Raw genomic sequence first — 22,795 nt, 5'->3', positions numbered from 1 at the left:
CGCGGGCGCCGTGTCCACGGTCCGCGGGCGTTCAGGGCTGGGTCAGCACCCAGGCGTCCGGGGCGAGTTGCGGGGGACGGTGGTCGGGCGCGTCGTAGAGCAGGGACAGCCGGCGGCCGTGGTGGGCGGTGCTCTCCGGCTCGGCCATCGCCTTGGCCCGCTCCAGGCGCACGACCTCGGGGACCTCGGTGTGGTCGGCGCCGTCCACCAGGTCCAGCAGGTCCCGGGCGAGCTGCGCGCCGTGTTCGGCGCGGTGCCACAGGACGGTGTGGACGCCCGCCTGGACGCACTGCCGCAGCAGCGTGCCGTGGTGGTCGGGCGGGCAGCACACGATCACCGTCCCGGCGTCGCGGTGCACCTCCAGCTGGGCGCGGGCCACCATCCGGTCGGTGTGCCGCTCGTCGAGGACCAGGCGCTTGGCGTGCGGCAGGGCCGCGGTGCGCTGTTTCCATCCGGCGTAGCTCTCCCGGGAGCGCTCGGTGGTGCGCACCACCACCCGGCGGGTGATGCCCGGGACGAACGGCCCGTCCTCGTCACCGTCGGGCGACTCCCACGAGTCGACGTCCAGCCCGAGCCAGGCGGACGGCAGGAAATACTCCACCAGGGCGGTCTCCGGGTCCTCGCGGACCTCGGTGCGCAGCACCCGGCGGATGTCGTCGACCACCTGCTCGCTGCCCGCCTCGGCGTCGCGGACCAGCGCGAGGCGGTGCGTCCGGCGGTCGGCGAGGGTCCAGATCTGGTAGGTGAAACGGCGGCCGGTGGCGGCGGGCAGCAGCTCCACCTGCACCCGCGGGGCGGCGGGGGCGGTGGTGCCGGGCGCTCCCGCCGCCGGGGTGCGGACCGGGGCGGCGGCCGCGACCACATCGGCGCGGAACTGGCTGACCGCCGCCTCGTCGACGCCCGAGCGGGCGCCCACCCGCTCGACCCAGGCGTCCAGGTCCTCGGACGGGTAGGCGCCGGCCGCGCTCTCCTCGACGCTGATCCGCACCACCCCTTGCAGCAGCGGCGGCACGGGCGCGCCGGTCAGGGAGCTGAAGCCCTCCAGAGCGTCCATCACGTCGGCCAGGCCGGCGACGGCGGGGAGTTCCGGGGCGTGCGGCAGGACCCGTTCGAGGAGGGTGCGCGGATCGGTACGGGTGCAGTGGGCCAGCAGGCCGGACAGGTCACGGCGCTGACGAGTCGTGAGGTACTCGCCGGGGCGGACCGTGCGGGCGGCGCGGCGCAGGCGCTCCCAGTCCTCGCGGGCGCCGTGGTGGCCGGGCCGGTGGTGCGGGTCGCAGGGGGCGGCGGGCGGCGGCTCGTAGCCCCGTACGAGGTCGAGGAGTTCGGGGATGCCGCGGCGGACGCCCACCGCGAGGCCCACCAGCCGTTCGAGGTCGGCCGCCGGGCCCGCGGAGGTCCTGCCCAGCCGGGCGGCGAGCCGCGCCTCGCAGTCCAGCACCGCCTCGTGGCCCTGGAGGACCCGCTCCAGGGCGGTGAGCAGCTGCTGCACCCCGCGGCGGGCGGTGGGCACCGCCGGGGGCGGCAGCGTGGGGAGTTCGGCCTCGATGGCCGGGACGCTGAGGGCGTACATCGTCGTCGGCGGGGCCCCGGGGGCGGCCACCTCCGGGGCCTGGTGCACGGCCACGACCAGGCCGACGACGGCCTGCCGGGCGCGGTCCCACAGCGGGCCGCCGCTGAAGCCCTCGGCGACCCCGGCGCCGCCGAGCACGTCCAGCGCGATCCAGGGCGGGGCCGAGACCCGGGGCACGGCGCGCACCGTGGGCAGCGGATTGCCGCTGGCCCATAAGGCGATGGTCTCGCCGGCGTAGCTGTGCGGGAGGAAGGGCGCGGGCTCGGCGCCGGCGGGCGGGATCCCGTCCAGCTCCAGGACGGCCAGATCGCCGTGGTGGGGCACCTGCCCGGGGCGGACCGGGGCGCTCGTGGCGGCCGTGGCCCGCGGCGGCACCCACATCTCCCGGACGACCCGCCCGGTCAGCTCCCGGCCGGCCGCGACGAGGGGCAGCCGGAGGGTGACCGGATCGCTCCCGCCCGGGGTGTCCTGGGCGAAACGGTCCCTGCCCAGTGCGCTGTTGACGACGTGGGCGCAGGTCAGCACGAGCCGCTCGGCGACGAGTACGCCCGCGCCGACCGCCCGGCCGTCGTGCCGTAAGGAGACGAAGGACTGCTGGAGCGGGGTGTCCGGGCCTGCGCCTGGGATCACGGCGTCGCCGTCCCCCCGGGGCCGTCCGTGCCGCTGCCGAGGTTCCAGGTGGCGGACACCTTGAAGCTGGCCTCGCCGCTGCCGGAGAACACCCCGAGGCTCAGGTCGGAGCCGAGCGTGACGCCGAATTCGACGGTGACCGTGTCGGGGCGGTGGGTGCCGGCGGAGATCGAGCGGTGGATCTGGCCGAGGACGCCGCCGAGCGGGCGCAGGGCCTCTTCCAGGGCCTCGCCGCCGCGGGTCAGCGCCCGGCTCATCCGGGCGTCCACGCTGACCGGCCGGGCGGCGCCGTAACCGTCGGGAAGCTCCAACTCGTCGCCGGGGTGCCGGCCCCGGCCCGCGTCGGCCTGCCGCTCGGCGGACCGCTCGTGGGTGCGGGGCGGCCGCTCCGCGGCCGGTTGCCCGTCCCGCAGCCACACCACGGTCGCGTCGTCGATTCTGAGAGCCACATCCCCCATGGCGATCAGTCTGGCACGCGCCGGTCGGCCACGGCCTGCTCTTTGCGTCACACTTTTCCGCCAACACGCCCGGGGCCGGCCGCGGAACGGGTCCGGACGCGACGCCGGGGGTCAGCCCCGGAGCACCGCGCGGGCCAACTGCCGTGACTGGGCGACCAGTCGGTCCTGGGAGTCCCAGACCTCCGCGTCCTCCTCCAGGAATCCGCCGGCCATGTTGCGGGTGGTGATGGCGACCCGCAGCGGGCCGGGGGCCGGGCGGTGGCGGACGTGGGCGGTGAGTTCGACGGTGGGCACCCAGCCGAGCAGGCCCATCTCGAAGGCGGTGGGCGGCAGCGCGTCGACGGTCAGCAGCAGGGAGAGCGGGTCGGGGTCGCGGCCGTCGGCCAGACCGAACCAGGCGCGCATCTCACCCTTGCCGGAGGGGGCGCCGACCGCCCAGCCGGCGGTGTCCGGGTCGAGCCGCAGGTCGAGCCGCTCGGTGATGGCGGTGCTGCCGGGGATGGCGGTGCCCTCCCCGGGGGCGTCGCCGGCGCCGAGGCAGTGCTCGTACGGCGGGATGGCCGGGGGCTTGGCGGTGGTGCGGACGTCGTCGGGCAGGGCGTCGAGGTCGCCGTAGGAGGCGAGCACCCGCAGCCGCTCGACCTCGTTGCCCTCCGCGTCGGTCTGCAGGAGGCGGGCGGTGCCGGTCGACATGGTGCGGCCGGTGCGGACCACCTCGGTGCGGATGACGGCGGGGCCGGGGACCGAGGCCGTCAGGTAGTGCGCGGTGACCGACATCGGGTCGGGGTGCGGGAGGGCATCGCCCAGGGCCCGGCCCATGAGGGCGAGGAGATAGCCGCCGTTGACCGCCTGGATGATCGTCCAGCCGGCGGAGAGGTGGGCGTCGTAGACGCCCGGGGCGCGGCGGCTGACCGCCGTGTCGCGGTCGAACTCGCTGTTGCCAAGGGTCACCAGAGCCATGGGTTGCACGCTACACCGGATAGTTACCGACCGGTAGTGTCAGTATCCGCGACCTCGGGCGGAAGCGGTCCTTCCGGGCCTGCGATGATGTGCGCCATGCTTCACGTCCTCTACCTGGTCGGGGTCGCGGCCTTCGCGGCGAGCGGGGTGCTGGCCGCCTTCCGCGCCAACATGGACCCCTTCGGCGGGCTGGTGCTCGCCTTCGCCGCCTCCATCTCCGGCGGCACGCTGCGCGATCTCATCCTCGACCGGCGGCCGCTGTACTGGACGCACGACTGGGTGCTGCTGACCGTGATCATCTGCGTCGGCGTCGGCACCATGGCCTATCTGCGGTTCCGGCAGCTGCCGCACAAGTCGCTGCTGGTGGTCGACGCGATCGGGCTGTCCGTCGTGACGGTGATCGGCGCGCGGGCCGCGATCGAGGCCGGCGCCACCCCGCTCGCCGTGATCATCCTGGCGGTGCTGACCGGCGTCACCGGCGAGGTCGTGCGCGATGTGCTGTGCGGGGAGTTCCCGCCGCTGCTGCTGCGCGAGGACGTCTACGCGATCGCCGCGCTGGCCGGCGCCTGCTGCTATCTGCTGCTGCACCACCTGGGAGTGGGCCCCACCCCCGCCGCGGGGATCTCGGCGGGGGTGGTGTTCGCCCTGCGGATGGGCGCGGTCTACCTCGGACTGCATCTGCCGCGGCCGCAGCAGCTGCGGCCCCGGGGCGGCCGGCCGGACGCCGACTGACCCCGGGGCGGCGGGCTCACTTGCCGGGCAGGGCCGGCTTGGTGTCCGTGTCGAGCCAGGTGTGGAACAGGTCGTCCAGCCGCTGCCCGGAGACCTTCTCGGCGAGCGCGATGAACTGGGCGGTGTCGGCGTTGCCGTAACGGTGCTGCGCGGTCCAGGTCGGCAGCAGCGTGAAGAACGCCTTGTCGCCGATCCGCTCGCGCAGCGCCTGGAGCGTCATCGCGCCCCGCTCGTAGACGGAGTCGGCGAACATGGTGTCCCGCTGCGGGTCGGCGATCTTCTGCTTCCAGAAGGAGTCGTCGGCGGGGATCTCGTGGTACGCCTTGCGGAAGGCGTCATGGGCGCTGAGCGTCCCGCGGTGCTCGGACCACAGCCACTGGGCGTAGGTGGCGAAGCCCTCGTTGAGCCAGATGTTCTTCCACTGCTTGACCGAGACCGAGTCGCCGAACCACTGGTGGGCCAGCTCGTGGACGATGGTGGACTCGCTGCGGACCGCCGAGTAGACCGGCTTGGACTGCACCTCCAGCGAGAAGCCGGCCTGCGGCATGTCGTCGACGATCGCCCCGGTCTCCTCGAAGGGGTACCGGCCGAAGACCTTCGACCAGTAGTCGGTGGCCTCGGCGGTGACGCCGTAGACGTCGACCTTGCCGGTGGGCAGGGTGGGGTCGGTGGCCACGTACATGGGTATCCCGCCGGGGGTGGTGCCCGTGCGGACGTCGAACTTGCCGATGGTGGCGGTGGCCAGGTACGTCGCCATCGGGCGGCTCTCGCGCCAGTGGGCATGGGAGCGGCCGTGCGACTCGCCCGAGCTGATGAGCCGCCCGTTGGAGACGCCGGTCAGGCCCTTGGGGGCGTCGATGCGGATGTCGTAGGTCGCCTTGTCGCTGGGGTGGTCGCTGGAGGGGAACCACGTCGAGGCGGCGTTGGGCTCGCAGGCGACGAAGACGCCGTCCTTGGTCTTCATCCAGCCGTAGTCGGAGCCGAAGACGATCGGCCCGCTCAGCGCCTTGGGCACCCCGTGGTAGCCGAGGGCGACGGTGAACTTGTGGCCGCGGCGCAGCGCGAAGTCGGGGCGGATGGTCATCTCGTCGCCGGATCTGGTGAAGTGCGCCCGGCGGCCGTTGACCCGCACCGAGTCGACCGTGAGCTTTTGCAGGTCGAGGTCGAAGGCGGAGAGGTTCTGGGTGGCCCTGGCGGTGAGCGTGGTGCGGCCGTCGAGGCGGCCGCTGGAGGGGTGGTAGCTGACGCCGAGGTCGTAATGCAGGGCGTCGAAGCCGCCGTTGCCCAGCTGGGGGAAGTACGGGTCCCCGGCACCGGCGGCACCGGCGGACGCGCCGGGCGCCGCGGCGATCGAGGCGGCCGCGGCCACCGCGGTGGCCAGGGCGAGCCACCTGGAGGTGCGGCGCGCAGAACGGGAGAGTGCCATGAGCCATCCCTTCGGACACACGGATGAAGATCGAACAACCGTGCTGACTCTGCACCCTCCCGCTGCGCCGCGCCCAGGACTTTGCCAACTCCAGGCGCTATTCGCCGGTTGCCGCCCCGTCGCCGCGGCTCCCGTCCGCCGGCGCGGCGGCGGGTGCCGGGTCGCCGGCGTTCTCCGGGTGGTGGCAGGCCACCTGGTGCCCGGTGCGCAGCGCGACCAGCGGCGGCTCGGTGGTGGCGCACACCTCGGTCGCCTTCCAGCAGCGGGTACGGAACCGGCAGCCGGAGGGCGGGTTGATCGGCGAGGGCACATCGCCCTTGAGCAGGATCCGGTCGCGCTGGGTGCGCCGCTTGGGATCGGGCACCGGCACCGCGGACAGCAGCGCCTTGGTGTACGGGTGCATCGGCGACTCGTAGAGCGCCTTGCGGTCGCTCAACTCCACGATCTTGCCGAGGTACATCACCGCGATCCGGTCCGAGACGTGCCGGATGACCGAGAGGTCGTGGGCGATGATGACGTAGGTCAGGCCCAGCTCCTCCTGGAGGTCGTCCATGAGGTTGACGACCTGCGCCTGGATGGAGACGTCCAGCGCGGAGACCGGCTCGTCGGCGACCACCAGCTGGGGCTTGAGCGCCAGCGCGCGGGCGATGCCGATGCGCTGGCGCTGGCCGCCGGAGAACTCGTGCGGATAGCGGTTGTAGTGCTCCGGGCTCAGGCCCACCAGCTCCAGCAGCCGCTGCACCTCCTTCTTCAGCCCGCCCTCGGGCTCGACGCCCTGGAGGCGGAAGGGGGTGGAGACGATGCCGCCGATGGTGTGCCGCGGGTTCAGCGAACCGTACGGGTCCTGGAAGATCATCTGGACGTCGCGGCGCATCGGCCGCAGTTTGCCGGGCGACAGATGGGTGATGTCGCGGCCCTGGAACTCGATGGTGCCGCCGGTCGGTTCGTCGAGCCGGGTGATCAGCCGGCCCATGGTCGACTTGCCGCACCCGGACTCCCCGACGACGCCGAGCGTCTCGCCGGGCCGCACGTCGAAGTCGATGCCGTCGACCGCCTGCACCGCCCCGGACTGCCGCTTGAGCAGCCCCTTGGTGATCGGGAAGTGCCGCACCAGACCGCGCACCCGCAGCAGCGGCGCGGGGTCGTCGGGGTCCGTCTCGGCCCCGGCCCCCTTCTGGAGCGGGATCTTCTTGCTCTGGTCGTCCGTCGTCTCGGTCACAGCTTCGGCGCAATCTCTTCGGTCCAGATACGCTCCCGCTCCTCCTGCGGCAGGTGGCAGGCGGAGAAGTGCCCGCCGTCGGCCTCGCGCAGTTCGGGACGGACCGTACGGGTCAGGTTGTCCTTGGGGACGTCCGCGTACGGGCAGCGGGGGTTGAAGGCGCAGCCGGACGGGACGTTGATCAGGCTGGGCGGGGAGCCCTTCACCGGGATCAGCCGGTCCGTCTGGTCGCGGTCGATGCGCGGCATGGAGCCGAGCAGCCCCCAGGTGTAGGGGTGGCGAGGGGCGGAGAAGATCTTCTCGGCCGGGCCGCGCTCGACGCACCGTCCGCCGTACATCACCAGCAGATCGTCGGCGAGTTCGGCGACCACCCCGAGGTCGTGGGTGATGATGATGACCGCCGAGCCGAACTCCTTCTGCAGATCGCGGATCAGGTCCAGGATCTGCGCCTGGACGGTGACGTCCAGCGCGGTGGTCGGCTCGTCCGCGATCAGCAGCTCGGGGTTGTTGACCAGCGCCATCGCGATCATGGCGCGCTGGCGCATCCCGCCGGAGAACTGGTGCGGATGGTCGTCGACCCGCTTGTCGGGCTGCGGGATGCCGACCCGGTCGAGCATCTCGATCGCCCGCTTGCGCGCGGTCTTCCTGTCCACGTCGTGGTGGACGCGGTAGGCCTCGACGATCTGGTTGCCGACCGAGTAGAAGGGGTGCAGCGCGGACAGCGGATCCTGGAAGATCATCGCCATCTCGCGGCCGCGCAGCCGGCGCACCTCGTCCGGGTCGGCGGCCACCAGCTCCTTGCCGTCCAGCCAGATCTCACCGGACATGGTCACCTTGCTGCGCTGGCGGCGCGAGGCGCGGTGCAGGCCCATGACGGCGAGCGAGGTCACCGACTTCCCGGAGCCGGACTCGCCGACGATCCCGAGCGTCCTGCCCTTCTCCAGGCTGAAGGTCAGCCCGTCGACGGACTTCACCAGCCCGTCGTCGGTGGGGAAGTGCACCTTCAGATCACGTACGTCGAGGAAGGCCGCGCCCCGCGGTGCCTTCCCGGGCGCTTCGGCGGCGGCCGGGGCGGCCGCGGCCCCGGTCCTGTCCTCGGAGGAGTCGGTCACGAGAGCCTCACCCGCGGGTCGACGGCGGCGTACAGAACGTCCACCACCAGGTTGCACAGGACGATGAAGAACGCGGCGAGCAGGGTGACGCCGAGGATGTTGGGCAGGTCGTTGGCGTTGATCGCCTCGACGGCGAAGGCCCCGACCCCCTTGAGCGAGAAGACCTGTTCGGTGATCAGCGCCCCGCCGAGCAGCAGTCCCAGGTCCATGCCGAAGACCGTGATGATCGGGGTGAGGGCGGCCCGCAGGCCGTGCCGGACGACGACCTTGCGCTCCCGCAGGCCCTTGGCGCGGGCGGTGCGGATGTAGTCCTCGCTCAGCGTCTCCAGCATCCCGGCCCGGGTGAGCCGGGCGTAGAGCGCGGAGTAGAGGAAGGCCAGGGTCACCCAGGGCAGGACCAGGGTCCGGGCCCACAGGAACGGGTCCTGGAACAGCGGCACGTAGTCGCTGCGCTCGAAGATCGGCCACTGGTAGGTGAACAGGGCCAGCGCCAGGGCACCGGTGAAGAACATCGGGAGGGAGACGCCCGCCAGCGCCACGGTCATGGCCATCCGGTCGAAGAACGAGCCGGGGCGCAGCGCGGAGAGCACCCCGGTGGCGACGCCGGAGACCACCCACAGCACGGCCGCGCCGGCGGCCAGCGAGAGGGTCACCGGGAGCCGGTTCTGGATCTCCGGCCAGACCTCGATATGGGTCTTGAAGGAGTAACCGAAGCACGGCACGTGGCACTTGGCCGCTTCCGGGCCGAACTTGTAGTCGACGCCGACGAAGATGCCCTTGAGGAAGTCCCAGTACTGCTCGAACAGGGGCTTGTCCAGGCCGAGGTTCTTCTTCACCGCCGCGATGTCCGCGGGCGTGGGGGCCTTGCCGATGTACTGCTGGGCCAGCTGGTCGGTGGTCTGCCCGGCCAGCTTCGGCAGCAGGAAGAAGATGCCGAAGGTGACCGCGCTGACGATCAGCAGCAGCACCACTGCGCTGATCAACCTGCGGATGAGGTACGAGAACACGGGGCGCGGCGTCGGCGCCGCGGGCCGGGGCGGCCCGCGGACGCCAATGCCTTCACCTGCCTTCCGGGGCTGCTACTTCTTGACGCCGATGTTGAGGTAGTCGTACTGACCGCTGAAGGCCGAGGTGGACACCAGGTTGGTGGCCTTGGGCGAGCGGTACATCAGGACCTTGAAGTAGGTGAGCGGAACCAGCGCCGCCTGCTCCATCGTCTTCTTGTCGATCTCGGCGTAGGCCTTCTCGCGGGCCGCCTTGTCGGGGTTGGCGATGGCGCTGTCGAGCAGCTTGTTGATCGCCGGGTCGTCCAGCTCGGACAGGTTGGTGTTGCCGGACTGGCTGATCGCCTTGCCGTTCAGGATCTGCTGGAGATAGCCGTAGCCGGTGGGGAAGTCCGAGCCCCACTGCATCATGATCAGGCCGACGTTGTTCTTCTTGTTGAACTTCGGCACGCCCGCGTAGTCCGAGAAGTACTTGCTGGTCGGGTACGACTGGATCTTCGCGGTGACACCGATCTTCTTCAGCGAGTCGATGATCGAGGTGGCCGCGTCGACCTCATCCTGGCGGTCGTTGCGGGCCAGGATCGTGGTCGTGGTCTTGCCGGCGCCGCACGCGGCCCAGTGCTTCTTGGCGTCCGCGAGGTCCAGCTCGTCGCCGGTGTACTTCTGCGGATAGAGGTCGTACTTCTGGTAGCCGTCGATGTCGGTCGGCAGGACCGTGGAGGCCACGGCACCGCGGATCGGGCCGCCGAGCGAGGTCTGGACGGCCTTCTTGTCGATCGCGTACTCGACGGCCTTGCGGCACTCCAGCTTGTCGAACGGCTTCACCTTGGTGTTGATCGCCGTGTAGACGAGGCGCTGGCCGAGTGCGTTGTCGGTGTGGGCCTTCTCCTTGGGGTCGGTCAGCAGCTGGGCCTGCGTCTGTCCGTCGACCCCGCGGCCGGCCAGGTCCACCAGGGTGTTGCCCGACTGGAGGTCCTTGTCGATGGTCGACTGGGCGACCTTCAGATTCAGGACGATCTTGTCCGGCAGCTGCTTGCGCAGCGGGTCGGTCTTCGCCGACCACTGCGGGTTGCGCACCAGGGTGAGCTGCTTGCCCTCGTCGTAGCTCTGGAACTTGTACGAACCGGTGGACAGCACCGCCTTGGTGTAGTCCGCGCCCTTGTCCTTGGCCTGCGGGACCGGCGCCGTCTGCGGGGCGCTGACCAGGTAGTCGAACTCGGCGAACGGCTTCTTGAGGTGGAAGACGACCGTCTGCGGGTCGGGGGTCTCGATGGACTTCAGGCCGGCCTTGCCCTTGTCCTTGTAGGGACCCTTGTAGCCGCCGTCGTTGTCCTTGAGGAACTGCTGGAAGTAGTTCGGGCCCAGCGAGAGGGTGTCTCGCGCGAAGTTGCTGCGCTCGACGGCGTACTTGACGTCCTGCGAGGTGACCTCGGTGCCGTCCTCGTACTTGACGCCCTTGCGGAGCTTGTACGTCCAGGTCTTGCCGCCGTCGCTGGACTTGCCCATCGACTCGGCGAGGTCCGGGGTCAGCTCGTTGCCCTTGGCGCCGGGGCCGGGCTTGAAGGTGGTCAGCGGGCGCGCGTAGAGCCGGCTGAAGTTGTAGATGAAGGCGTAGTAGGTGTTGCCCGGGTCGAACGACTCGGGGGCGTCGCTGAGGGCGTAGGTGACCGTGCCCCCCTTCGCGTCCGAGGCGTTGACGACGCCCTTGGTGGCGGCGTTCGCCTCCCCCGAACCGCCCGCCGAGTCCTTGCCCCCGCTGCAGCCGGCCAGCAACAGGCCCGCACTGGTGATGGCCGCAACCGCCGCGACCGGAACTGACCTTCGCATGATGGTCGGTGCCCCTTCGTTCGTCGAGAAAGGTTCAAAACATCGGAATGTCACAAACTCGGTGGAACCATGGGCGGGCGCCCCGCGCCGCCGTCAGCGGCTCCGCGGGTCCAGCGCGTCCCGCAGACCGTCACCGAGCAGGTTGAACGCGAGCACGGTGACGAAGATCGCGAGGCCGGGCACGATCATGTACTGGGGGTCGACCTCGTAGTACTTGACCGCCTGGTTGAGCATGCCGCCCCAGGACGCCTGGGGCGGCTGGATGCCGACGCCCAGGAAGCTCAGGGCCGCCTCGAAGAGGATGTTGGAGGGGATCAGCAGGGTGGAGTAGACGATGATCGGCCCCACCAGGTTGGGCAGCAGCTCCCGGAAGAGGATGAACGGCCCGCGGGCGCCCATGCCGCGGGCGGCGTCGACGAATTCACGCTCCCGCAGCGAGAGCGTCTGGGCGCGCACGATGCGTCCCATGTACGGCCAGTTGAAGAAGCCGATCACGAAGATCAGCACCGAGATGTGCAGCGGCAGGCCCTCCAGGCCGAAGGCACCGCCCTGCAGCGAGGCGGAGATCGCGATGGCGAACAGCAGCAGCGGGAAGGCGAGGAAGACGTCCATCATCCGGCTGATGAAGGCGTCCACCCGCCCGCGGTAGAAGCCGGCGACCACCCCGAGGACGGCGCCGAGGGCGACCGACAGCAGGGTCGCGCCGAACGCCACGATCAGCGACACCCAGGAGCCCTCCAGGATCCGGGCGAGCAGATCACGGCCGAACTTCGGGTCCACGCCGAGCGGATGATCCGCGCTCATCCCGCCCAAGTCCCCTTTGGGGAGGGTGGTGTTGGGGTCGATCAGTGACTGGTGGGGGTTGTCGGGGTCGAGTCCCAGCAGGGCCTGGAGCGGCCGGGAGAAGGCGGCGAGCAGGATGAGCAGGATGACAACGATGGCACCGGCCACGGCGACCTTGTCCCGCCGGAAGCGCAACCAGGCGATCTGACCGAGCGACCGCCCCTCGATCTGCTTTCCTTCCACGCCCTTCAGCACCGCTTCCGGCTGCGCCTGGGCAGCCGCCCCGGTGGTCTCGATCGGTGCGGTCACGGTGCCTTGACCCCTCTCGGCCGGCGTGCCGGCCCACATCCCTGCCGCGAGAGCGGCCTGCCTCACATCACTGGTGCAAGTCCTGCGGAAGTCCCGGAAGTTCGCGCGGCGGATTTCGGGGATTCGCGTGACGTCGTGCGGGATGACACTCGTACAAGGAACCGAGGTCCTCTGCTGCCGGAGTCTTCATCCGAGTTGCGATCACTCACCAGACCCGGTCGGGAAAGGATGCGTAACTGTGATGTGGTCCGCGGTCTTCCGTTATGCGGACATCCGCGCGGCCTGAGCGGGGCGCACCACCGCGGGAGAGCACCTCAACCGCGGGGCATATCAGGAGAATTCCCCCGGAAAAGCACCGGTACCGGCGCCGGGAGGGAGCCGGCGGGGCCCCGGGGAGGTCAGTACGGGCGCGGGTAGCCGTAGCCGGGGGACGGGGCCGTGGGCTGCTGCTGGACGTAGCCGTCACGGTCGAAGAACGGGCGCGTGGAGGCCCGCATCCACAGGGCGACCGGGTCGTAGTCGTCGTTCATCGCGACCGTGGAGACCGGCAGGCCGTCCGGCACCGCGCCGATCGACTGCTGGATCATCAACCGCACCGAGTCCACCGCGTGCTGACCGGTGTCGTACAGATCCAGACCGACCGCCAGATAAGGGGCGCCGAGCGCGGGCTGCACCCAGGCCCGGCGCAGCGACCGGACGGCGGGCGTGCGGTGCGCGTTCTGCGCGAGCAGCGCGTAGAACTGCGGGATGTCGATGACCGGCTCGCTGATCCGCAGCGGCCCGGCGGGCAGCCGGTCGAGACCGCCGGCGATCCGGCGCAGGTCCAGCCAGGGGATGCCGACGCCGCCCCCGGGGGCGTGCGGGTTCAGCCACAGGCCCCAGCGGTCGGGGAAGAGCGCGGCGGCGATCTCGGGGCCGGTGACCACCTCGTGGTCGCGGTTCCAGCCGGAGGCGGCGAGCTCGGGCGCCGAGGTCACACAGGGGGCGTAGCCGAGGCCGTCGACCTCCATGTTGCCGTACTGCGCGTCGGGCGCACCGGCCCGGCCCTGCCAGAGCAGCATCCAGACCTGGCCCGCGGCGAGCGCCTGCAGCAGCGCCTCATAGGCGTCGTAACGGCCGGGCGAGACCTGCTGGAGCAGCTGCTCCAGCGCTCCGGCCGCCGTCGGCCCCTGATGCGCACCCGCGCTCACGTGGTCCGTCCCTTCTGTTCAGCAGGGCACGTTGGGGGTGCGCCCGCCCGTCATCCAACCAGCTTACGAGTGGTCCCGGGAGTAGAAGGGCCGCACACGCTCCAGCATCCAGTCGGCGACCGGGTCCCCCTGGGCGAGGTCGAGCATCACGAGCTGCACGGGCCAGGGCACCGGTACGGCGCCGAGCGCACGTCCAAGGGCTGACAGTACCGCCTGGCGGGCGGTGCCGTCGTGCAGTGCGGTGGCGTCGGCCGCGACCTGGACACCGACGAACAACGCGGGCGTGTCGCCCTCGACGCTGGCCAGGGCACGCCGGGCACTCAGGACAATTCCGGCGGCGGAGAACTCCAGCCCGGCGGAGGCGAGGAAGTCCACCGGCTCCTGCTGCCAGTCCGGCTCGAAGAGCCGCACCCGGCCGCCGCTCGGCAGGCCGTCCACGCCCTGCGCCCCGCCGCGGCACAGCTCGAAGACCGCGGCCGGCGGCAGCGGGACGCCTATCGTGCCCTCGGGGTTGACGACGATCCCGACCTGCGGCGGCAGTCCGCGGGCGAACTCCTGGGCCGGGGCGACGGTGAAGGACATGTGTGAGCCGACCACCCGCAGGAATTCCTGCTCGGAGCTGTAGACCGGGACGTAGGGCGCACCGCCCATGTCGACGGTGGGCAGATCGAGTCCGCGGGCACCGGGGCCCGCGCTCTGCGGGCCGCCGCCGTTGGGCAGCGGCACCCACACCCGGCTGCGCCCCAGCACCTCGACGATCCGGCCGCCCGCACCCGGATGCCCGACCGCGGCGGCCAGGACCTCTTCGAGTTCGTTCGCCGGCCACGCCAGCTGCGGTATCCCCTGATCCGGAAATGTCATGTCAACCCACCCGTTCCCAACCGCGCCTTCTGGCAAATGACCCTAGACGAGAAGGCGGGCGGTGAAACCTGCGGGGGCGGACCGGATCCCGGGAGCCGCCGCGCTCAGCCGAAGCCGATCGCCCGCAGGGCGTTCGCGGCCCGCCGGTCGAGGAGGACCGCCGAGCCGACCCCGGCCGGCAGCCGGGCCGCCTCGGCCGCGCCGACCAGCCGGCCCACCGCCCCGCGGTGGCGCGCGAAGGCGTACCCCGACACCCCCCGCCCGCGGGCCTCCTGGCCGGAGCGCGCCACCTCCGGCGGCACGTCGAGCAGCACCAGGTGCAGCCCGCGGCCGCCGCGCAGCGCGGTCCGGGCGAGCCAGCCGCGCACCCATGCCAGCGTCCCGCAGTCGTGCACCACCACGCTGTCGCCGGAGCGCAGCGCACGGCGCAGCGCCAGATAGTGGGCGGCCCGCACCAGCGGGCGGTAGAGGGCGTAGGGCAGCCGGCGCAGCCTGCCGCGCTCCCACCGCTCGCGGGCGTCCTGCGAATCGATGCGGTGCACCAGGGCGCCGCGGCCGTCCAGCGGCGGCACCACCCGGTGCATCAGCGTGCTCTTGCCGCTGCCGGGCAGCCCGGAGACGACCACCAGGTCGCCCGCCGGGAAGCGCAGCTCCACCGCGTCCCGTGCCCGTCCTCCGCCCCGCAGGTCCACGACCCCGGCGCGGCGGCCGGGACGCAGGACCCTGCGGCGCACCCGCCCGCCCCGGGACACGTACCTGCCGGCCCCCGCGACGCCGGGACGCACGGCCCCGGCCGGCACGGCCCCGGCGGACACGACCCCCGAAGTGGCACCGCATGCCGCTTCTCCGTGCACCGTGATCACCCTCCCCGTCCGGATCTGTTCCGGTTCGAGTCCGTCCCGTACCCGCAGAGTGTCAAGAAAAGGTAATGCCCATCAAGGTGCGGCCCCGATCCGCGCACGTCATGAGCGGGGCACCCACAGGGGCTCCTGTATCCGGCGATCCCGTGCAATGATGTGGCCGCCAGGTGCACCACGTGTCTCACTTGTGCACCGCCAACTGCATACCGGCCGCTTGAACCCGCGCGGGAGAGTCCCCGGCCGCCATGGGCGGGGCGCCGAAGGAGCAAGTCCTCCCTTGAATCTCTCAGGCCCCTATACCGCGCGGGCTAGGCAGATCTGAAAAGCGAGCCGCCGCCCGGTGTCGGGGTCGGCTCCACCCAAGGTGCAAACCGGGTCCGTTCGCGGGATCCCGGTGAACCTCTCAGGTTCCGATGACAGATGGGGAGAACGTCCTCTCACCCATGCCTGGGAGCCCGGAACCATGACTGATGCCCCCCGCCGTACTGCGCTGGACGCCACCCATCGCGCGCTCGGCGCCACCATGACCGACTTCGCCGGCTGGGACATGCCGCTGCGCTACACCAGCGAGCGTGACGAGCATGTCGCCGTCCGCACCCGCGCCGGCCTCTTCGACCTCTCCCACATGGGCGAGATCACGATCACCGGCCCGCAGGCCGCCGACCTCCTCGACTACGCGCTGGTGGGCAACATCGGCGGGGTCAAGACCGGCCGCGCCCGCTACACCATGATCTGCGAGGACGGCGGCGGCATCCTGGACGACCTGATCGTCTACCGCCTGGCCGACCAGGAGTACATGGTGGTCGCCAACGCCTCCAACGCCCAGGTGGTGCTGGACGCACTGACCGCGCGGGCCGGCGGCTTCGACGCCGCGATCCGCGACGACCGGGAGGCCTACGCGCTGCTGGCGGTGCAGGGACCGGAGTCCCCCGGCATCCTCAAGGCGCTGACCGACGCCGACCTGGACGGCCTGAAGTACTACGCGGGCCTGCCCGGCACGGTCGCCGGCGTCGAGGCGCTGATCGCCCGCACCGGCTACACCGGCGAGGACGGCTTCGAGCTGTTCGTGCGCCCGGCCGACGCGGTCGCCCTCTGGGAGGCGCTGACCGAGGCCGGCAAGGACGCGGGCCTGGTGCCCTGCGGCCTGTCCTGCCGCGACACCCTGCGCCTGGAGGCGGGCATGCCGCTGTACGGGCACGAGCTGACCACCGCGACCACCCCGTTCGACGCGGGCCTGGGCCGGGTCGTGAAGTTCGAGAAGACCACCAACAACGGTGACTTCGTCGGCCGCGCCGCGCTGACCGCGGCCGCCGAGCGCGCCGAGGCGAACCCGCCGCGCAAGCTGGTCGGCCTGATCGCCGAGGGCCGCCGGGTGCCGCGCGCCGGCTACCGGGTCGTCACCGCCGACGGCACGGCCATCGGCGAGGTCACCTCCGGGGCGCCCTCCCCCACCCTGGGCAAGCCGGTCGCGATCGCCTATGTCGACGCGGCCCACGCCGCTCCGGGCACCGAGGGTGTCCGCGTGGACATCCGTGGAAGCCATGAGCCGTACGAGGTCATCGCGCTGCCGTTCTACAAGCGGCAGAAGTAGCGGCGCGCTCCCCCGGGAGCGGGCCGCGGCGCGCGCCCGCGCGTCTCACGGTGCACGAACCTCCCCCGGCCGCGCGCCGGGGGCGACCCCCTTTCACGACCACACCCTCGCGTACAGGAGAATCGAGCCATGAGCAACCCCCAGCAGCTGCGCTACAGCAAGGAGCACGAGTGGCTGTCGGGCGCCGAGGAAGGCGTCTCGACGGTCGGCATCACCGAGCACGCGGCCAACGCGCTCGGCGACGTCGTCTTCGTACAGCTCCCCGAGGTCGGTGCCACGGTCGCGGCGGGCGAGACCTGCGGCGAGCTGGAGTCGACCAAGTCGGTCAGCGACCTCTACTCGCCCGTCGACGGTGAGATCGCCGAGATCAACGAGGATGTCGTCAACGACCCCTCGCTGGTGAACTCCGCCCCGTTCGAGGGTGGCTGGCTGTTCCGGGTGAAGACCAGCGGTGAGCCGGCCGAGCTGCTCTCGGCCGACGAGTACGCCGCCTTCATCCAGAGCTGAGCCGCCGCTCCCCGTCCGCCTCCGCTTGCGCGCAGGCGCCCCCGGACTCCTCGTCCGGCCGGATCCCGATCGCGCCCCTGACTCCCCCAGGAAGACTCATGTCGCTTCTGAACAGCTCCCTCCATGAGCTCGACCCCGATGTCGCCGCCGCCGTCGACGCCGAACTCGACCGTCAGCAGTCCACCCTCGAAATGATCGCGTCGGAGAACTTCGCCCCCGTCGCCGTCATGGAGGCCCAGGGCTCCGTCCTGACCAACAAGTACGCCGAGGGCTACCCCGGCCGCCGCTACTACGGCGGCTGTGAGCACGTCGATGTGGTCGAACAGATCGCCATCGACCGCATCAAGGCGCTCTTCGGCGCCGAGGCCGCCAACGTCCAGCCGCACTCGGGCGCGCAGGCCAACGCCGCCGCCATGTTCGCCCTCATCAAGCCGGGCGACACCATCCTGGGTCTCAACCTCGCCCACGGCGGGCACCTGACCCACGGCATGAAGATCAACTTCTCCGGCAAGCTCTACAACGTGGTGCCCTACCACGTCGACGAGAAGACCAACCTGGTCGACATGGAGGAGGTCGAGCGCCTCGCCAAGGAGCACCGCCCCAAGCTGATCGTGGCCGGCTGGTCCGCCTACCCCCGCCAGCTCGACTTCGCCGCGTTCCGCCGGATCGCCGACGAGGTCGGCGCCTACCTCATGGTCGACATGGCGCACTTCGCCGGCCTGGTCGCCGCCGGTCTGCACCCCAACCCGGTGCCGCACGCCCACGTGGTGACCACCACCACCCACAAGACCCTGGGCGGCCCGCGCGGCGGCGTCATCCTGTCCACCCAGGACCTGGCCAAGAAGATCAACTCCGCGGTCTTCCCCGGCCAGCAGGGCGGCCCCCTCGAACACGTCATCGCCGCCAAGGCCGTCTCCTTCAAGGTCGCCGCCTCCGACGACTTCAAGGAGCGCCAGCAGCGCACCCTCGACGGCGCCCGGATCCTCGCCGAGCGCCTGGTCCAGGACGACGTCCGCCGGCACGGCGTCTCCGTGCTGTCCGGCGGCACCGACGTGCACCTGGTCCTGGTCGACCTGCGCGACAGCGAGCTGAACGGCCAGGAGGCCGAGGACCGCCTCCACGAGGTCGGCATCACCGTCAACCGCAACGCCATCCCCAACGACCCCCGGCCGCCGATGGTGACCTCGGGCCTGCGCATCGGCACGCCGGCGCTGGCCACCCGCGGCTTCACCGCCGACGACTTCCGTGAGGTCGCCGACATCATCGCCGAGGCCCTCAAGCCGGCCTACGACACCGAGGCCCTCAAGGCCCGGGTCACGGCGCTGGCCGACAAGCACCCCCTCTACCCGTCGCTGTGACGCGTCTCATGCGCTGACCTCCCGGCCCGCCACCACCGGCGGGCCGGGGGGAGCGACGGATCGGAAGCCGACGGGCCCGGCGGGACAGGGGCACCGCCCCACCCCGCTTCCCCTTTTCTCCTCTCTTCCTCCCCTCCCCTCCCCTGGGATTCCGGGGTGTCCGGCGCCCTGACCGGCCGCCCGGTCCCGCGCCGCGTCCCGGCCCCACCGCCGCGTACCGGCCGGCCGCCACCGGGCCCGACGGCCGGCGGCCGCGCCCGGCCCGGTCTCCACCGCGGCTCCGCACCCTCCCGACACCGACTGTTACCCCCGGTGACGACTGCCCGCCGGGCTCCGTGCGGAGGCAGCGCGTCCGGTCCGCGTTACGCTCGACAATCGGCGCAGAAACGTACCTGCTGCTCCATTGCTCCACCGTCCACCACGAGCAGACAAGGGAGTCCGCCCCCGTGGCCATCTCCGTCTTCGACCTCTTCTCCATCGGCATCGGCCCCTCCAGCTCCCACACCGTCGGCCCCATGCGCGCCGCGCGGATGTTCGTCGGACGGCTCAAGAAGGACGGCCTGCTCGCCGAGACGGTCAGCGTGCGCGCCGAGCTCTTCGGCTCCCTGGGTGCCACCGGCCACGGCCACGGCACCCCCAAGGCCGTCCTCCTCGGCCTGGAGGGCCACTCCCCCCGCTCCGTCGACGTCGAGACCGCCGACGACGAGGTGGAGCGCATCCGCACCACCAAGCGTCTGCGGCTGCTGGGCGCCGAAATAGGCGGCGCCCACGAGATCGACTTCGACGAGTCGTCCGAGCTGATCCTGCACCGCCGCCGTGCCCTGCCGTACCACGCGAACGGCATGACCCTCTTCGCCTACGACGCCACCGGCGCCCCGCTGTTGGAGAAGACGTACTACTCGGTGGGCGGCGGCTTCGTCGTCGACGAGGACGCCGTCGCGGGCGAGAACCCGATCGTGCCCGACGACACCGCCCTGACCCACCCCTTCCGCACCGGCGACGAACTGCTGCGGCTCTCCCGCGACACCGGGCTGTCGATCTCCGCCCTGATGCTCCAGAACGAGAAGGCCTGGCGCACCGAGGACGAGATCCGCACCGGCCTGCTGGAGATCTGGCAGGTCATGCAGTCCTGTGTCACCCGCGGGCTGAGCCGTGAGGGCATCCTGCCCGGCGGCCTCAAGGTCCGCCGCCGCGCCGCCCACTCCGCCCGCCAGCTGCGCTCCGAGGGCGACGCCGGCGCCCGCGCCATGGAGTGGACCACGCTCTACGCGATGGCCGTGAACGAGGAGAACGCGGCCGGCGGCCGGGTGGTGACCGCCCCCACCAACGGCGCGGCCGGCATCATCCCCGCCGTCCTGCACTACTACGTCAACTTCGTGCCCGGCGCCGACGAGGAGGGCGTCGTCCGCTTCCTGCTCGCGGCCGGCGCGATCGGCATGCTCTTCAAGGAGAACGCCTCGATCTCCGGCGCCGAGGTCGGCTGCCAGGGCGAGGTCGGCTCCGCCTGCTCGATGGCCGCCGGCGGCCTGGCCGAGGTCCTCGGCGGCTCACCGGCCCAGGTCGAGAACGCCGCGGAGATCGGCATGGAGCACAACCTGGGCCTGACCTGCGACCCCGTCGGTGGCCTGGTCCAGATCCCGTGCATCGAGCGCAACGGCATGGCCGCCGTCAAGGCCGTCACCGCCGCCCGCATGGCCCTGCGCGGCGACGGCCACCACCACGTCTCCCTCGACAAGGTCATCAAGACCATGAAGGACACCGGCGCCGACATGAGCGTCAAGTACAAGGAGACGGCGCGGGGCGGGCTGGCGGTGAACATCATCGAGTGCTGAGCGTGGAGGCCCTGACCAGCGCGTTCGTGTCTTTCAGCGCGGTCAGGGCCTTCCCTGCTCACGCGGCGGGAGGTCCCCGAAAGGTCCCCGGGACAGGCTTGAAAGTCCCGAAAGGTCCCCGGGAAATCCCACGGGATGGGCGCCTTACCTGGGAGTTTGTGGCACCCTCGGTCACTGTTCCGATCTGCCCTGACCGTCAGCCGCTGCCAGGATGTATCAAATCGATCCTCCAAGACCGCTGGAGGGTTGTCATTCGATACCTGAGTGCTGCGGAGAACTCGCGCTTGGAGCAGCGGCTGGCCGGCCTCTCCCCCACGTTCACGACGGCGCATGCGCGTCAAGCCCTGCTCCCCCTCCCCCCGCGATCTGGGCCGAGGAAGCGCTGGACCTGATCTCGCCGCATAGCTGGGGTCGCCGGCGAACCCCTGTCAGCGCTGCTGCTCGCGCAGGTCGTCTTCGACAGCGGGTCCACCTGGTTCATGTCAGCGGCGCAGGCGCGCTCGAAGTGCGGCTGGTCGGCCTACGAGGGCTGGACGGTCACCGGCCGGCCCGACATGACGGTCCGGCGCGGTCTGGGACCGTGCGGAGGGGACGTTCGGCACGCCGGACGGCGTGTGGCTGGCTGCAGTGCGCCCCGAAGACCTGGGCGGCCCGGACGCGGTCCGGGGCCGCGCGTGGCGGAGGCCGTCCCGAGCGCTGTGGGGGGCGTGCGGTGACGACGTCCACCGCCGTACGGGTCCTGGTCACCGCGCAGGGTTCTGCCGTGGTCGGGTCCGGTCAGGACGCTGTCCCTGAGCACGCTCGCCCGCAGCGCCGGGCAGGGCAGGGCAGGGCAGGGCATCGTCGTCACCATCGCGGTCCTCTACTTCACCCGCACGGTGCACATCGCCCCCGAGCGGGTGGGGTTCGCGCTGACCGCCGCCGCCCTGGTCGGCATGGTCGCGAGCGTTTCCCGTCGAGCACGCGGCCGATGCCTTCGGGGTCCGTTTCGCCTCGGTCGTCTCCGTCGTGCTCCAGGGCGTCGTGCTGTGGACGTCCGTGCTCGTCGGGGATTTCATCAGTCTGCTGTTCGCGGCCGACAGGGTGGCGGTGGCGGACTCCGCATCCAACGCCGCGCGAGGAGCGCTGGTCGCGCATGCGGTCCCGGCGCAGGATCGGGTGCGAGCCCACGCCTATCTGCGCGCGGTCACCAATGTCGGCTTCTCGGTGGGCACGCTGTGCGGCGCGCTCGCGCTGAGCCGGCACTCCTTCGGTGCGTTACGCGGCCGAACTGCTGGATGCCGGGGCGCAGCTCGCACTGGCAGGGCTGGCGTTGCTGCGGGTGCCGAAGGTACCGGTGCTGCGGCGGCCACCGCAGGCGCCGCGCTGGCAGGTCCTGCGGGATGTGCCCTTCGCGGTGGTCGGCGTGCTCAACGCGGTCCTGGTGATGAACGCCGGCATATTGAACGTCGCGCTCCCGCTGTGGATGGCCGGCCGCACCAGTGCACCGGCCTCCGCCTTCGCGCCGCTCCTGCTCGTCAACACCGTCCTTGTGGTGTGTTTGCAGGTGCCGGTCGGCAAGGGTGTGCGGGACGTTCGCACCGGGGGCCGGGCGCTGCTGCTGTCGGGGGTGTGGTTGGCCGGGTGCTGTCTGGTGTTCGCGCTGGCGGCGGACCGGACGCGCTGGGGGGGCCGTCGCGTGCCTCACCATCAGGGTCGTGATCCACACGATGCGCGAGCTGCTGTACAGCGCGGGGTCGTGGGCGTTGTCGTACGAGTTGGCGCCGGAGCACGGCCAGGGCCAGTACCAGGGGCTGTTCACGCTGAGCACCCAGCTGGGCGTGGCGGTCACGTCGGCGGTCGCCTCCGCGTTGGTCTCCGGGCACAGCGCGGCGGGCTGGACGGGGTTGGCGGTGCTGTTCGTCGGCGCCGGGGGGCGGCCCGGTGGGCCGAGCGCTCGCGGCCGTGGAACGGCCCCGGCGCCCGGCCCGTGGGGCAGTGAGCAGGAAGGTCAGGCCCCTTCGGCTTCCACGGCCCGCTCGCGGATCAGCCAGCCGGCCTGGAATCGGCTGCGGGCCCCCAGTTCGCTGAAGACCTCCGCGATGTGCTTGCGGCAGGTGCGCAGGGCGATGCCGAGCCGCTTGGCGACGACCTCGTCCTTGTAACCGGCGGCCAGCAGCTTGACGATGGCCGCCTTGGTCTCGTCCGTCAGCTTGTCCGGCAGCCGGGAGCTGCCTTGGGCCGGTTGGAAGACATCGGCGGAGGCCCAGGCGTTCTCCACGGTCCGGGCGAAGAAGCCGACCACGGCCGGGTGCTGCACCAGGTGGCCGCCGCCCTCGTCCTCGTCGCCCAGGAGCACTGCTACCGAGTGGTCGAACACCACCAGCGGAGGCAGTAGGGAGGCCGTGGTGCGGACCTCCCCGCCTGCCGCGAGGACCAGTTCGGCGTAGCGGACCGTCTCCGCGTGGTGGCGGGCGTAGTGCCCGAACACGGCGCACACCTTGACCTTCCGGGCCAGCAGGGCCAGGTCACGGCGGAGTGCGTGCTCGGCGAGCGTGACGCCGCGCCCCAGCGGCTGCACACT

Annotated in this window: 18 protein-coding genes and 1 riboswitch; of the genes, 5 read left to right on the top strand and 13 right to left on the bottom strand. The window is 71.7% G+C overall.

Annotated features, from left to right (window positions below):
* Positions 1 to 31: 31 nt before the first annotated feature.
* The 3 genes from ACQP17_RS25560 to ACQP17_RS25550 all read right to left on the bottom strand — a co-directional run bounded on the left by ACQP17_RS25560 (position 32) and on the right by ACQP17_RS25550 (position 3,621).
* Positions 32 to 2,203: a trypsin-like peptidase domain-containing protein gene (locus ACQP17_RS25560; RefSeq protein WP_433858375.1), complete on the bottom strand. Its 2,172-nt coding sequence runs from the start codon at positions 2,201 to 2,203 to the stop codon at positions 32 to 34.
* Positions 2,200 to 2,661 carry a CU044_2847 family protein gene (locus tag ACQP17_RS25555; RefSeq protein WP_433858374.1) on the bottom strand — a complete coding sequence of 154 codons (462 nt, stop codon included), beginning with the start codon at positions 2,659 to 2,661 and terminating at the stop codon, positions 2,200 to 2,202. The genes ACQP17_RS25560 and ACQP17_RS25555 overlap by 4 nt, the downstream gene beginning before the upstream one ends.
* 111 nt (positions 2,662 to 2,772) lie before the next feature.
* Complete coding sequence (locus tag ACQP17_RS25550; protein ID WP_433858373.1) at positions 2,773 to 3,621, bottom strand: thioesterase family protein; 849 nt, start codon at positions 3,619 to 3,621, stop codon at positions 2,773 to 2,775.
* Between the two features lie 96 nt (positions 3,622 to 3,717).
* Here ACQP17_RS25550 and ACQP17_RS25545 point away from each other — a divergent pair, with 96 nt between their 5' ends.
* Positions 3,718 to 4,353: a trimeric intracellular cation channel family protein gene (locus ACQP17_RS25545; RefSeq protein WP_189100133.1), complete on the top strand. Its 636-nt coding sequence runs from the start codon at positions 3,718 to 3,720 to the stop codon at positions 4,351 to 4,353.
* 16 nt (positions 4,354 to 4,369) lie between these two features.
* Here the strand turns inward: ACQP17_RS25545 and ACQP17_RS25540 are convergent, their stop codons facing one another.
* The 9 genes from ACQP17_RS25540 to ACQP17_RS25500 all read right to left on the bottom strand — a co-directional run bounded on the left by ACQP17_RS25540 (position 4,370) and on the right by ACQP17_RS25500 (position 14,884).
* The gene (locus ACQP17_RS25540) at positions 4,370 to 5,779 is read right to left on the bottom strand and encodes a M1 family metallopeptidase (protein WP_433858372.1); all 1,410 of its coding nucleotides are present in this window, start codon (positions 5,777 to 5,779) and stop codon (positions 4,370 to 4,372) included.
* Between the two features lie 97 nt (positions 5,780 to 5,876).
* Positions 5,877 to 6,965: an ABC transporter ATP-binding protein gene (locus ACQP17_RS25535; RefSeq protein WP_433860004.1), complete on the bottom strand. Its 1,089-nt coding sequence runs from the start codon at positions 6,963 to 6,965 to the stop codon at positions 5,877 to 5,879.
* A 29-nt stretch (positions 6,966 to 6,994) separates the two neighbouring features.
* On the bottom strand, positions 6,995 to 8,110 hold the full coding sequence (locus ACQP17_RS25530; RefSeq protein ID WP_433858371.1) for an ABC transporter ATP-binding protein: 1,116 nt from the start codon (positions 8,108 to 8,110) through the stop codon (positions 6,995 to 6,997).
* Positions 8,107 to 9,117, bottom strand: a complete 1,011-nt coding sequence (locus ACQP17_RS25525) for an ABC transporter permease (protein WP_433858370.1) — start codon at positions 9,115 to 9,117, stop codon at positions 8,107 to 8,109. The genes ACQP17_RS25530 and ACQP17_RS25525 overlap by 4 nt, the downstream gene beginning before the upstream one ends.
* 72 nt (positions 9,118 to 9,189) lie before the next feature.
* A complete protein-coding gene (locus ACQP17_RS25520) occupies positions 9,190 to 10,941 on the bottom strand; it encodes an ABC transporter substrate-binding protein (protein WP_433858369.1) in 1,752 nt (583 codons plus the stop codon).
* A gap of 93 nt (positions 10,942 to 11,034) precedes the next feature.
* Positions 11,035 to 12,033: an ABC transporter permease gene (locus ACQP17_RS25515; RefSeq protein WP_433858368.1), complete on the bottom strand. Its 999-nt coding sequence runs from the start codon at positions 12,031 to 12,033 to the stop codon at positions 11,035 to 11,037.
* 398 nt (positions 12,034 to 12,431) lie between these two features.
* A complete protein-coding gene (locus ACQP17_RS25510; protein ID WP_433858367.1) occupies positions 12,432 to 13,223 on the bottom strand; it encodes an enhanced serine sensitivity protein SseB C-terminal domain-containing protein in 792 nt (263 codons plus the stop codon).
* 63 nt (positions 13,224 to 13,286) lie between these two features.
* Positions 13,287 to 14,084, bottom strand: coding sequence for an enhanced serine sensitivity protein SseB (locus ACQP17_RS25505; protein WP_433858366.1), 798 nt, complete (start codon positions 14,082 to 14,084; stop codon positions 13,287 to 13,289).
* A gap of 104 nt (positions 14,085 to 14,188) precedes the next feature.
* Positions 14,189 to 14,884, bottom strand: a complete 696-nt coding sequence (locus ACQP17_RS25500; RefSeq protein ID WP_433860003.1) for an AAA family ATPase — start codon at positions 14,882 to 14,884, stop codon at positions 14,189 to 14,191.
* Positions 14,885 to 15,159: 275 nt separating this feature from the next.
* A riboswitch (glycine riboswitch) is annotated at positions 15,160 to 15,256 on the top strand.
* Between the two features lie 151 nt (positions 15,257 to 15,407).
* On the opposite strand from ACQP17_RS25500, the gene gcvT reads away from it, so the two are divergent.
* From gcvT to ACQP17_RS25480, 4 genes are all read left to right on the top strand, one after another.
* Positions 15,408 to 16,535: a glycine cleavage system aminomethyltransferase GcvT gene (gene gcvT, locus ACQP17_RS25495; RefSeq protein WP_433858365.1), complete on the top strand. Its 1,128-nt coding sequence runs from the start codon at positions 15,408 to 15,410 to the stop codon at positions 16,533 to 16,535.
* Positions 16,536 to 16,664: 129 nt separating this feature from the next.
* Positions 16,665 to 17,042, top strand: coding sequence for a glycine cleavage system protein GcvH (gene gcvH, locus ACQP17_RS25490; RefSeq protein ID WP_433858364.1), 378 nt, complete (start codon positions 16,665 to 16,667; stop codon positions 17,040 to 17,042).
* Positions 17,043 to 17,140: 98 nt separating this feature from the next.
* Positions 17,141 to 18,400, top strand: coding sequence for a serine hydroxymethyltransferase (gene glyA, locus ACQP17_RS25485; RefSeq protein WP_364877627.1), 1,260 nt, complete (start codon positions 17,141 to 17,143; stop codon positions 18,398 to 18,400).
* A gap of 446 nt (positions 18,401 to 18,846) precedes the next feature.
* Complete coding sequence (locus ACQP17_RS25480) at positions 18,847 to 20,232, top strand: L-serine ammonia-lyase (protein WP_433858363.1); 1,386 nt, start codon at positions 18,847 to 18,849, stop codon at positions 20,230 to 20,232.
* Positions 20,233 to 22,222: 1,990 nt separating this feature from the next.
* Here the strand turns inward: ACQP17_RS25480 and ACQP17_RS25475 are convergent.
* Positions 22,223 to 22,792 carry a helix-turn-helix transcriptional regulator gene (locus tag ACQP17_RS25475; RefSeq protein ID WP_433858362.1) on the bottom strand — a complete coding sequence of 190 codons (570 nt, stop codon included), beginning with the start codon at positions 22,790 to 22,792 and terminating at the stop codon, positions 22,223 to 22,225.
* Positions 22,793 to 22,795: the final 3 nt, after the last annotated feature.

This window comes from Streptomyces kronopolitis (assembly GCF_050953795.1).
In the GTDB taxonomy this organism is placed as follows: Bacteria; Actinomycetota; Actinomycetes; order Streptomycetales; family Streptomycetaceae; genus Streptomyces; species Streptomyces kronopolitis_A.
This window is presented reverse-complemented; position numbering and strand designations above follow the sequence as displayed.

Excerpts from the sequence above, each read along its gene's own strand:
- ACQP17_RS25545 (WP_189100133.1), top strand. The coding sequence starts at position 3,718 with ATGCTTCACGTCCTCTACCTGGTCGGGGTCGCGGCCTTCGCGGCGAGC.
- ACQP17_RS25550 (WP_433858373.1), bottom strand. The coding sequence starts at position 3,621 with ATGGCTCTGGTGACCCTTGGCAACAGCGAGTTCGACCGCGACACGGCG.
- ACQP17_RS25555 (WP_433858374.1), bottom strand. The coding sequence starts at position 2,661 with ATGGGGGATGTGGCTCTCAGAATCGACGACGCGACCGTGGTGTGGCTG.
- ACQP17_RS25505 (WP_433858366.1), bottom strand. The coding sequence starts at position 14,084 with ATGACATTTCCGGATCAGGGGATACCGCAGCTGGCGTGGCCGGCGAAC.
- glyA (WP_364877627.1), top strand. The coding sequence starts at position 17,141 with ATGTCGCTTCTGAACAGCTCCCTCCATGAGCTCGACCCCGATGTCGCC.
- ACQP17_RS25520 (WP_433858369.1), bottom strand. The coding sequence starts at position 10,941 with ATGCGAAGGTCAGTTCCGGTCGCGGCGGTTGCGGCCATCACCAGTGCG.
- gcvH (WP_433858364.1), top strand. The coding sequence starts at position 16,665 with ATGAGCAACCCCCAGCAGCTGCGCTACAGCAAGGAGCACGAGTGGCTG.
- ACQP17_RS25540 (WP_433858372.1), bottom strand. The coding sequence starts at position 5,779 with ATGGCACTCTCCCGTTCTGCGCGCCGCACCTCCAGGTGGCTCGCCCTG.
- gcvT (WP_433858365.1), top strand. The coding sequence starts at position 15,408 with ATGACTGATGCCCCCCGCCGTACTGCGCTGGACGCCACCCATCGCGCG.